Annotated in this window: 10 protein-coding genes and 1 pseudogene; 1 reads left to right on the forward strand and 10 read right to left on the reverse strand. The window is 63.2% G+C overall.

Features of this window, described 5'->3' with window-relative positions; genetic code table 11:
* Nucleotides 1-876, forward strand: an 876-nt coding sequence (locus CWO89_RS33485) for a DUF2155 domain-containing protein (RefSeq protein WP_130582756.1), incomplete at its 5' end; no start/stop codon positions are given.
* Between the two features lie 1,126 nt (nt 877-2,002).
* Here the strand turns inward: CWO89_RS33485 and aat are convergent.
* The 10 genes and pseudogenes from aat to CWO89_RS33535 all read right to left on the reverse strand — a co-directional run.
* Complete coding sequence (gene aat, locus CWO89_RS33490; protein ID WP_130582765.1) at nt 2,003-2,683, reverse strand: leucyl/phenylalanyl-tRNA--protein transferase; 681 nt, start codon at nt 2,681-2,683, stop codon at nt 2,003-2,005.
* 177 nt (nt 2,684-2,860) lie between these two features.
* Nucleotides 2,861-3,952, reverse strand: coding sequence for a sensor histidine kinase (locus CWO89_RS33495; RefSeq protein WP_130582757.1), 1,092 nt, complete (start codon nt 3,950-3,952; stop codon nt 2,861-2,863).
* On the reverse strand, nt 3,949-4,389 hold the full coding sequence (locus CWO89_RS33500; RefSeq protein WP_130582758.1) for a response regulator: 441 nt from the start codon (nt 4,387-4,389) through the stop codon (nt 3,949-3,951). Before CWO89_RS33500 ends, CWO89_RS33495 begins: the two co-directional genes overlap by 4 nt.
* The gene (locus CWO89_RS33505; RefSeq protein WP_130582759.1) at nt 4,386-5,915 is read right to left on the reverse strand and encodes a sensor histidine kinase; all 1,530 of its coding nucleotides are present in this window, start codon (nt 5,913-5,915) and stop codon (nt 4,386-4,388) included. The genes CWO89_RS33500 and CWO89_RS33505 overlap by 4 nt, the downstream gene beginning before the upstream one ends.
* Nucleotides 5,916-6,062: 147 nt before the next feature.
* Complete coding sequence (accC, locus tag CWO89_RS33510; RefSeq protein ID WP_130582760.1) at nt 6,063-7,415, reverse strand: acetyl-CoA carboxylase biotin carboxylase subunit; 1,353 nt, start codon at nt 7,413-7,415, stop codon at nt 6,063-6,065.
* 81 nt (nt 7,416-7,496) lie between these two features.
* Nucleotides 7,497-7,988, reverse strand: a complete 492-nt coding sequence (gene accB / locus CWO89_RS33515) for an acetyl-CoA carboxylase biotin carboxyl carrier protein (RefSeq protein ID WP_130582761.1) — start codon at nt 7,986-7,988, stop codon at nt 7,497-7,499.
* Nucleotides 7,989-8,029: 41 nt separating this feature from the next.
* Complete coding sequence (aroQ, locus tag CWO89_RS33520; RefSeq protein WP_130582762.1) at nt 8,030-8,497, reverse strand: type II 3-dehydroquinate dehydratase; 468 nt, start codon at nt 8,495-8,497, stop codon at nt 8,030-8,032.
* Between the two features lie 317 nt (nt 8,498-8,814).
* Nucleotides 8,815-9,636, reverse strand: a complete 822-nt coding sequence (locus CWO89_RS33525) for a DUF1236 domain-containing protein (protein ID WP_130582763.1) — start codon at nt 9,634-9,636, stop codon at nt 8,815-8,817.
* A 194-nt stretch (nt 9,637-9,830) separates the two neighbouring features.
* A complete protein-coding gene (locus CWO89_RS33530; RefSeq protein WP_130582764.1) occupies nt 9,831-10,598 on the reverse strand; it encodes a DsbA family protein in 768 nt (255 codons plus the stop codon).
* 52 nt (nt 10,599-10,650) lie between these two features.
* A pseudogene (locus CWO89_RS33535) lies at nt 10,651-10,990 on the reverse strand (M48 family peptidase); the annotation flags it as partial.

Genomic DNA, 10,990 nt, shown 5'->3' on the forward strand with positions numbered 1-10,990 from the left:
ATTCCGCGTGGTGGCCAGCAGGCGGCTCCCGAGGACGAGGAGGAAGTGCCGGAATTGCCGCGCGGCCGATTGCTGCCGACGCCGAACCGGCCATTGCCGGGGCAGGGTGTGCCGCCACCGGGCAGCTTCCAGTCGCAGCCTCTGGCGCCACCGCCGGGCACCCAGGGGCCGCCTCCGAATGCGCCGCCCGCGGTCGCCGTGCAGCCGCCGTCGCCCGGGGCTCCTCCCAATGTCGCCAATGCGCCGCCTGGTGCCAATCCGTTGCCGGGATTGCCGCCCGGTCAGCGCCAGCCCAAGAGCGTGCCGCAGACGCCGGCAACGCTCCAGCCCGGCGACGAGGTGGTGAGCGAGCCGCCGTCGACCAAGATCGCGAACAAGAAGGCGACCTTCTCCGGGCTCGACAAGATCACCGGGCGTATCATCAATTTCGAGGAGGATATCGGCGAGACCGTGCAGTTCGGTGCGCTCCGCGTGAAGACGGATGCCTGCTACACGCGGCCCTCGACGGAAGCCGCCAACACCGATGCCTTTGTCGAGGTCGACGAGATCACGCTGCAGGGCGAGGTGAAGCGGATTTTTTCGGGCTGGATGTTTGCAGCAAGTCCGGGCCTGCACGGTGTCGAGCATCCGATCTATGATATCTGGCTGACCGACTGCAAAGGGCCGGAGCAGACCATCGTCAACGCGGCGCCCGATCTGCCGAAGCAGCCGGCCCCACCGCCGGCACAGAAGAGGCCGCCGGCGCAGAAGCAGGCCACCCCGCGTCCGCCGCCGCAGCAGCAGCCGCAATACCAGCAGCCGCCGGCGCAGCCCCAACCGCCGCCACCTCCACCGCAGCAGCGGCCCGGCGGGCTCTTCAGCATATTCGGGAACTAAGAACCTCAAACGTTGGTCAGGCGGCTGTCAGCGCTTGTTAGCGGGGAGGCCAGCTCCCCGCGCAACGCTGATCATAAGATCCACAATGCTGCCGAAAGGACCAAGTCCCGACCGACTTGGCAGGGTTCGTTTGGCAGGGTTTCGAATGGCGGCGCGGACCCTTGTCCCACGCAATCTTGGCTGCACCGTCTGGAGGCCTACTGCTGACGGCACACCTCAGCGGAGATTTGACCTCCGACCTTTATGAGGCCCTGCAGGACAGCTCCTGCTGTTGTGCCGAGTCCGGGAATAAATGCGACGATGCCCGCCACGAATCCCAGAACGGGCTTGGCTTGGGGCCAAATTGAACAAAAATCACCACCAACTGCCTCAGCCGTTGCGCCACCGGCTGCCTGGGCCGCTGGGCCACCGGCTGACTGGGCCGCGGCGGCGCGCACGTGCTCCGTAATTTCCTGCGCTAACTGCGTTGCGTCTAACGGCATCGTCCTCTCCTCCTTTGTTTTGAACATGTTGTCTTGAACGAATAGCTTCCCCTCACGATCCGCTGAGCGGTCGCGTGAAGTGTGAAGCAGTAAATTTCATACGTGAGATCTTCCGCTCTTCGCGGCAGTTTGGTGCCGCCCGCTAGACAACAGCGGCTCTGAAGCCGCTCATCTATTCGAGCAACTGTGCGTCAACTCAGCTATTGGGTATCATTCCGAACTCAGATGTCGGGAGCACAACGATGTATGTGCTGTTGTCCAAATCCGAACACCTGACTTTACCTGTCGACTTGGCGTTCAGCCGCAATCACCTCTTTCGACGACTAATCGCTTCTGAAACTTCGTGAATCTGCAAAATGTGCTGTGCGAAATAATCAACGTAACGTTGTATTAAACTACGCCGCAGGATCGATTGAGTCAATGAGATGGTCACTTGGTGGGACACTAATTCTCTTGGTCAGCAATCATGGATCGCTAGCGCAAACGATCCCGCAAGCGCATACGAACGAGCGAACGCTGCCGACTTACATTGCGGCTTTGCTTTCAATAAGCCGCCGTTGAGACCAGGCATTTGTGCGTCTGTGGATGCTGCACTCGGCATGATCAGGTAGCCAGATGGAACGCACGCCTTATCCGGGCTACGCTTACGCGCGCTCTGCGATGATCGCGAGCGCATCGGCGCCCTTGATTGGCTGATCGGTCGGCAACTTCAGGAAATCAGCGGGCGCACCCGAGATCGCCTGGTCGAGCAGCGCGCGATAGCGGCGGCGGGGGATTTCGAGCGCACCGAAACTGCGCAGGTGCTCAGTGACATATTGCGTGTCGAGCAACTCAAAGCCGCCGGCAATCAGCCGCGCCACCAGATGCACCAGGGCGACCTTCGAGGCGTCGCGCGCCGTGTGGAACATGCTCTCGCCGAAGAAGGCGCGCCCCAGGCTGACGCCGTAGAGACCGCCGACCAGTTCGCCGTCCTGCCAGGCCTCGACGCTGTGGCAGTGGCCGAGCCGATGCAGCCCGACATAGAGCTCGCGGATGCGCTTATTGATCCAGGTGTCCTCGCGTCCTTCTGCCGGAGCGGCGCAGCCGGCGATGACGGCCTTGAATGCGGTGTTGACCGTCACGGTGAACGCATCGGAACGCACCGTGCGCGCCAATCGCGAGGTGATGCGAAAGCCTTCGAGTGGGATCACGCCGCGCATTTCCGGCTCGACCCAGAACAGGGTGGGGTCGTCGGCGCTCTCGGCCATCGGAAAGATGCCGCAGGCATAGGCGCGCAGCAGCACGTCGGGTGTGATCTCGGATGCGGCGGAGTCGCGCGATGTCATGATTGCAGGATAGCAGGCGAGCGCGGGCGGCGCGATAGGCTGATGCGCCAGCATGATCCGGAAAAGTGGAAACCGGTTTTCCCTGCGACAAACGCATAGCGTTTGCGCGGAGATCATGCTCAAACAACGAGATGAGATCATGATCCGATTTCGTCCAATCGGATCATGATCTCAAGGCTAGCTCGCGGCGGCGCTGGCGGATTTCGCCGCTGCGGCGCTGGCACGGGGAAAGCGCACCAGGATGCGCGTGCCGCCATGGTCGGGATCGCGCTCGACGCTGGCCTCGAGCTTGGAGGCCATGGCGCTGACGATGCGCTGGCCCAGGCCCGTGGAGCGTGGATCGGCCTTGACGTTGAGGCCGACGCCGTCGTCGGAAATCGCCAGCAGCAGATCGTTGCCCTCGGCCTTGAGCTCGACATGGATCGGGCCGGCGCCTTCTGGATAGGCATATTTCACCGCATTCATCACCAGCTCGTTGACGATGATGCCGATCGCGACCGCGCGATCCGGATCGATCTCGATCGGTTCGGCCTTCAATGTCAGCCGCGACATCCGGTTGCCTTCGGCCGAGCGGCGGAGATCTTCGAGCAGCGATTCCAGATACTGGTTCAACAGCACGCTCTTCAGGTCGTGCGAGGTGTAGAGGCGGCGGTGCACCTGGGCGACGGCGGCGACGCGGCCCATTGCGTTGGTGAGCGCCGCCTTGACGTCGTCCTGTGTCGCCGAGCTCGCCTGCAGGTGCAGGAGCGAGGCGATGATCTGCAGCGAGTTGCCGACGCGGTGATTGACCTCGCGGAGCAGCACCTCGCGCTCGGCGGCGAGCGCGGCGAAGCGGTCGCGCGAGGCGTGGATCTCGGCTTCCGCCTCGTCGCGTGCTCGCTGCAATTCCGCCTGACGCAGCGCGCCGTTGACGGCGACCTGGAGCAGCGGGATGAATTCGCCGTGGATGTCCTTGACGAGATAGTCCGCCGCGCCGGCCTTCAGCGCGGTGACGGCGATCGCGGAATCCTGCGACGCCGTGACGAACACGACCGGTGGAGCGTCGGGAATTTTCAGGATCTGCTCGAGCGTCTCGAGCCCGTCGAGGCCGGGCATATACTGGTCGAGCGCGACCACGTCGATGCCGCCCTTCGCGATGCGATCCAGCCCCTCCTGGCCGCTCGCCGCATGCACCACCTTCAGCCCGAGCCGCGTCAGGCCGCGGTCGACGAGCCGCGCCAGCGCCTCATCGTCGTCGATATAGAGCAGGGTGGGGCTCGTGGTGCTCATGCTGCGGCTGGCGGAACCTGGATGACCGAGAAGAACAGTCCGAGCTGGCGGATCGCGTTGGCAAAGCTCTCGTAGTTCACCGGCTTCGTGATGTAGACGTTGCAGCCGAACTCGTAGCATCGCTTGATCTCCTGCGAATCGTCCGTGGTGGTCAGCACCACCACGGGGGTCGACTTCAGGTGCTTGTTCTCCTTGACCCGCTTCAGGATATCGATGCCGGTCATGTCGGGCAGGTTGAGATCAAGCAGGATGAGCAGCGCCTTGCCCTTTTGGTCTGTGCCGCTTCCATCCGAGCCGAAGAGATAGCCGACCGCGTCTGTACCGTTCCTGAACGGCAAGATCTTATTGTTGACACCGGATCGGCGAATATTCCGCTCAATCAGCCGCGCGTGGCCTTCATCGTCCTCGATCATGATGATGGTGACTGGATTGCTCATGCATCTGCCTTCCGTTTGGCGGCCCAGTTGACTGGAAGTGTTATCGTGAATGTGCTGCCCTTGTGAAGTTCTGAGGCGACCGACATGGTTCCCCCGAGACGCCGCACCAGCGTGCGCACATGCGCGAGCCCGATGCCTTGGCCGGGCTTGTCCTGGGTTCCCGCCCGGCGGAACAGCTCGAAAATGCGCTGGTGATCCTTGGGATCGATACCGCGGCCATTGTCGCTGATTTCGAAGATCGCGAAGCCGAGCTTGGTGCGCCCGCGGATCGCGATGTCGCCGGGAACAGCGTCCCTCAGATATTTGAGCGCATTGTCAATCAGATTGGAGAAGATCTGCTCCAGCGCAAGACGGTCGCTGGTGATCTCCGGCAATGGCTCGATGCGGATTTGCGCATTCGCCTCGGCGGCCTGATGCGCCACGGTGGCGGCGATGCCCTCGATCAGCTCGCGTGTGTTGATCCGTTCCGGACTGAATTCGCGCCGACCCTCGCGGGTGAGATTGAGGATCGCGGTGATCAGGCGGTCCATCTTGGCGATCGAGGATTTGATGAAGCCGAGCGCCTCGGAGAAATCGTCTGAGAGCTGCTTGTCGGCGCCCTCGAGCGCAGGCTCGGCGCTGTCGGTGGCGTTCTCCGGCAGCGCGGCAGCTTCCGAGGCGGTGTGGCTCAGGGCGGCGATCCGCTTGAAGATGTCGCCGCGCAGCTCCTCGAGCTCGCTGGTGAAGCCCATGATGTTGACGAGTGGCGAGCGCAGATCGTGACTGACGATATAGGCAAAGCGCTGGATCTCGTCATTGGCTTCGCGCAGATCGGCGGTGCGCTCCTGGACGCTGGTCTCCAGCGTGACGTTGAGGTCTCGCAGCTTGGTCGCGGCCTCATCGCGGACGCGCGTCGAGCGGCGCACCTGGAACGCCGCGATCGCGCCAAGCGCAATCACGATGCACGACCCGGCGATGGTGACGGAGGACGCCAGTATCTGCGAACGGTCGCCATTGGCCGTCCGCAGATCGAACAGCCGCTCTTCCTCGGCGTGCATCTTGTCCGTCACGTCGCGAATGATGGCATTGGTATTGCCGGCGGCCGCCTCGCGGACCAGCGCCGCGGCACTGGTCGGCTCGTCGCGCTTGATAAAATCCATTTCGCGCTTGAACTGATCGAGCCGGATGTCGATCGCCGCGCGCATCTTCTTCACGTTCTCGACCTGGAACGGATTATCGGCTGCGAGCTGCGCCAGCTTGTCCGTATAGGGGGTGACGTTGGCCACGGCCTGCTCATGATCGGTCAGGAATTCCGGCCATCGGGTCAGGAGATAGGCGCGGGCCGCACTTTCGGCGCGGCGGAGCTCGAGCAGAACCGCGTTGATCTGGTTTTCCACCTCGACGGTGTGGACCACCAAGGCGTTGTCCTGGCGCGCCTTGTTCACCAGCAGGACGGACGCGGCGCTGATCGCAACCAGCACCAGGAGCCCCGCCGCGAGCAGCAGGATCTGCCCCAATGCGCGTCGGCGCCTGGTATCAGACGTCACGGGTGCCTCGTGTCATGGATCCGGTGGGCTGCAAGCGGTCCTTGGGGTGGGAAATCCCGGTTGCTGCAAACGCACGGTTCCGTGCTTTGTTCCATGCGGAATGGAACCGACTTGGGCCGTCTGACTTGGGCCGCCTGACTTGGGCCGTCAGCCGATGGTCGGCTGCCCGGCGAGATACTGCTCCAGCCAGTGGATGTGATAGTCGCCATCGATGATGGAGGGCTCGCGCACCAGGGCGCGGAACAGCGGCAGCGTGGTCTCGATGCCGTCGACCACCATTTCGTCCAGCGCCCGGCGCAGCCGCATCAGGCATTCGCCACGGGTCTTGCCGTGCACGATCAGCTTGCCGACCAGCGAGTCGTAATAGGGCGGGATGACATAGCCCTGGTACACTGCGGAATCGATCCGCACGCCCAGGCCGCCGGGCGGGTGGTATTGCGAGATGCGTCCAGGTGAAGGGCGGAAGGTCTGCGGGTTCTCCGCATTGATGCGGCATTCGATGGCGTGGCCGATGATCGCGACCTCGTCCTGCTTCGCCGGCAGGTCGCCGCCGGCGGCAATCCGGATCTGCTCGAGCACGAGGTCGATATCGGTGATGCTTTCGGTGACGGGATGCTCGACCTGGATGCGGGTGTTCATCTCGATGAAATAGAACTCGCCGTCCTCGTAGAGGAATTCGATCGTGCCGGCGCCGAGATATTTCAAGTCCCGCATCGCCTTCGCGCAAGTTTCGCCGATCTTTGCGCGCTGGGCGGCCGAGAGGACCGGCGAGGGACCTTCTTCCCAGACCTTCTGGTGGCGCCGCTGCAGCGAACAGTCGCGCTCGCCGAGATGAATGGCGCCCCCGCGGCCGTCGCCGAGCACCTGGATCTCGATGTGGCGCGGCTTCTGCAGGTATTTCTCGAGATATACCGACGCGTCGCCGAACGCGGATCTTGCTTCGGTGGCGGCGGTGGAGAGCGCCAGCGCGAGATCGGCTTCGCTGTGCGCGACTTTCATGCCGCGCCCGCCGCCGCCGGCGGCGGCCTTCACCAGCACCGGGAAGCCGATCGACCTGGCGATTGCCATTGCATCGTCATCGGAGCTCACGGCGCCGTCGGAGCCGGGAACGACGGGAATGCCGAGTCGCTTCGCGGTCTTCTTGGCCTCGATCTTGTCGCCCATCAGGCGGATGTGCTCGGCCTTCGGTCCGATGAAATGCAGATTGTGCTCGGCCAGGATCTCGGCGAAGCGGGCATTTTCCGAGAGGAAGCCGTAGCCGGGATGCACCGCTTCGGCGCCCGTGATCTCGCAGGCCGCGAGCAGGGCGGGAATGTTGAGATAGGAGTCCTTCGACGGCGGCGGCCCGATGCAGACGCTCTCGTCCGCAAGCCGCACATGCATGGCATCCGCGTCCGCGGTCGAATGCACGGCCACCGTCGAAATGCCGAGCTCCTTGCAGGCGCGCAGCACGCGAAGCGCGATTTCACCGCGGTTGGCTATGAGGATCTTGTCGAACATGGCGCCTCAGGAGGGGGAGTGGCGAATGGCGAATAGCGAATGGGAATTCTTCACCACTCGCTATTCGCCACTCACCATTCGCTATTCGATAATTACCAGCGGCTCGCCGAATTCGACCGGCTGGCCGTCCTCGACGAGGATCTGCGTCACGGTGCCCGCGCGCGGCGACGGAATCTGGTTCATCGTCTTCATCGCTTCGATGATCAGCAGCGTCTGTCCGGCTGATACCTTGCTGCCGACCTCGATGAAGGGTTTTGCGCCCGGCTCCGGCGCCCAATAGGCGGTGCCGACCATGGGCGAGGGCACTACGCCCGGATGTTTGGCGAGGTCGGTCGCGGCAGCGGCAGCCGCGGGTGCAGCCACCGACAGGGCCGGTGCGACGGCCGCCGGCACGGCCGCGGCAATGCTGACGTTGCGCGCGACACGCAGCCGGACGCCCGCGCGCTCGATCTCGATCTCAGTCAGGTGGGTCTCGTCGAGCAGGAGCGCGAGTTCGCGGATGAGCGCGGCGTCGTCCTTGTCGTTGTCTTTGCCGGGCTTTGCGGTGGATTTGTCGTCTGGCTGGCGCGCCATGATCTTGGTCCGAAACTCTCTGTCTGATGACGGGGAATGCGTCAGGCTGTCGCCTTGGCGCCGATCCTGGCGGCGAGGCCTGATATCGCGAGGCGATAGCCATCGACGCCGAAGCCGCAAAGCGACGCAAAGGCGGCTTTAGCAGTGAAGGAATGATGCCGGAAGCTCTCGCGGGCATAAATGTTGCTGATATGCACTTCGACGGTCGGAATTTTCACCCCGACCAGCGCGTCATGCAGCGCGATCGAGGTATGGGAATAGGCCCCCGCATTGATGATGATGCCGACCGCCTGCTTCGCCTGCGCCTCATGGATGAAGTCGATCAGCTCGCCCTCGCGATTAGACTGCCGGCAGTCCGCGGTGAGGCCAAACTGGGCCGCGGTATCCCTGCAGAGCTTCTCGACGTCGGCGAGCGTGGCATGGCCATAGGTCTCGGGTTCACGGGTCCCGAGCAGATTGAGGTTCGGGCCGTTGAGCACATAGATCGTCGCGGCAGGGGCCTGGGCCATCCGGAGTTCCAAGAAATAGCGCTAAAGCGTTTTGGGCAGGATCCTTTCGGAAACCGGGGTTCCGGATTCTGCTCCAGGTCGCGGGTTTATAGGTAACAGCGGACCCGAGGGAAAGCTTTAGGTTTGTTGGAAACCGGTTCAAACGGCTCATTCGGGCTGTCAGATGACCCGGCTAACTCATGGAAAACGCTAATTAACCAACTTCTGTGGAAAAGCCTGCGGGTTTCGCCCGGCGGCCGGGCCAGGGCCCTGCATGCCGGCGGACAGGACAAGAAAAGCGAGGGCGGGTTGAACCCGCCCTCGCGTGGGAGCTCCCGTTAGCCCTCGATGATGTAGACGATCTGGTGCGTCTCGGGTTGCACGATCACGTAGCGGCCGTTGACCAGGATGAAGTCGTAGCCGCGCCATTCCGGATAGATTTCGACGATCCGGGACGGGAGCGGATGGAAGTGAACGGTCGTAGGCACGGTGGTGCCGACCGCGACGTTGAAGTTCACGTTCTTGACCTCTTCGACCCGCTCCGACCTGATCGCGGAGACGATCTGGGTCCGCTTCTCTGCCGGCGGAGCCGCGGTTGCCGAGGTCCCGGCGTTGCCGGTCGTGGTCTGCGAGCGGCTGGTGTCGGTCGCGCCCTTCTGCGTCTCCATGCCGCTCTTGTCGCGGCTTTCGGCAGCGGTGCCGCCGCTCTTGTCGCGAGTCTCGGCATTCATGCGGTCACGATCACGACCTTCAGCCTTCATGTTGCTGCGGTCACGGCTATCGCGACCTTCAGCCTTCATGTCCTTCTCGCCCTTGGTCTTGTCGTTCTCCGAGCTCATGCTCTTCGACTTCTGACCAGGCGCGTTGGTATCCTGCGCGTTCCTGTCGGCCGCACCGCCTTTGTCGGAATCCGACTTCATGCCGGAAGAGCTCGAGCTCTTGCCGGACTGCTCGGCGCCACTCATGCCTGTGGTGCCGCCGTGTTCACGGTTCATCGTGCCTGAAGACGCGCCGCCACCGGATGGCGGGCTGTGCTGCGTCGTAGCGCCGCCACCGGACGACGGTGACTCGCGGCCCATGCCGGTGCCCTGCGCGTTCGCAAAGCCGGTTCCCGCGATCAAGGCCGCTGTCGCGACCGAAATCAACAAGCGGTTAGTCATTTCGATTCCTCCTCAAGAAGTCCTGCATTGCCCACGCCGACAACGAAAGGAGGAGAGCGACGTTCCGAACCGATAGCGGTTCCACGTGGTTTGTTTTATGAATGCGCGATGAATGGAAGTGTGCAGAACCACACAAACAAAAAGGCCGGCTAACGAGCCGGCCTTTGCGCATCCAATATTGTTTCGTTGTTACGTCAGCACGTCGCCTTGCCGCAGCGGGCGATGCCGATCTTTTCCTTCAGATTCTCCAGCCCGACTGCGCCGATCACGACTTGCTTGCCGATCACGTAGCTCGGCGTGCCGTTCATGCCCATGGCTTCCGCGAGCTTGAAGTTCTCCTCGATGGTCGCCTTCGCTTCTGGGCCCGCCATGTCCTTCTCGAGCCTGGCCATGTCGAGGCCGACTTCCTTGGCGACCGCCATCGCGCGGGCCTTGTCGGCAGCGCCACGGCCGCCGAGCAGCTTCTGATGGAAGTCGAGATACTTCTTGCCCGTCGGATCCTGCATGCGCACGGCGACAGCAACCTGCGCGGCTTCCACCGAGCCCTGGCTCAGCACCGGAAATTCCTTCAGCACGACTTTCAGCTTGGGATCGGCCTTCATGAGGTCGATCATGTCGACCATCGCGCGTTTGCAGTAGCCGCAGTTGTAGTCGAAGAATTCCACGAAAGTGACGTCGCCGTCCTTGTTGCCGAGCGTCACGCCGCGTGGCGAGTTGAAGATCACATCCGCATTCTTCGCGATGCTCGCTTGATGCTTCTCGGCCTCGGCCGCGGCCTGGCGCTTGGTCAGCTCGGTCATCGCCTCCTCGAGCACCTCGGGATGCGTGATCAGGTAATTGCGCACGATGCTCTCGATGTCGCTGCGTTGCGTATCGGAGAAGCCCTGCGCGGATGCGGGCAGCGAAGCGCCTGCGAGCGCCGCGGCGAGCAGGGCGGGAGCGAGAAAACGGAGCGGGCGCATGGGCAAATCCTTGTGCGGTTTGGCAATCGTTGTAGACGATTTACGTTGATGGCTAGTTGTTTTTCTGACCCGGCAGCGGCTTGGCGCTCACAATATCGTCAGCCTTGACCCAACCGGGGGTTCCGATGGCAAAGCGCGTCTTGGCACGCGAGGCCAGCTCGCGCGCGGTCTTGCTGTCGCCGCGCAGATAGGCGGCCTGGGCGGAAGCGAGGTCAGCCTGCGCATAATCGCCCTTGCGGCCATAGGCCATGGCGAGCTGAGTATAGCCGATCGGCGCCTCGCTCTCGCGCGCCACGGCGGCGCGCAGGATGTTGATGGCTTCATCGGTGTAGGCGTTGTTGCTGGTCGCGACCAGCGCCTGGCCGAGCAGCATCTCGATCAGGGGCGAGTTG

This window comes from Bradyrhizobium sp. Leo170 (genome assembly GCF_004296405.1).
Classification (GTDB): Bacteria; Pseudomonadota; Alphaproteobacteria; order Rhizobiales; family Xanthobacteraceae; genus Bradyrhizobium.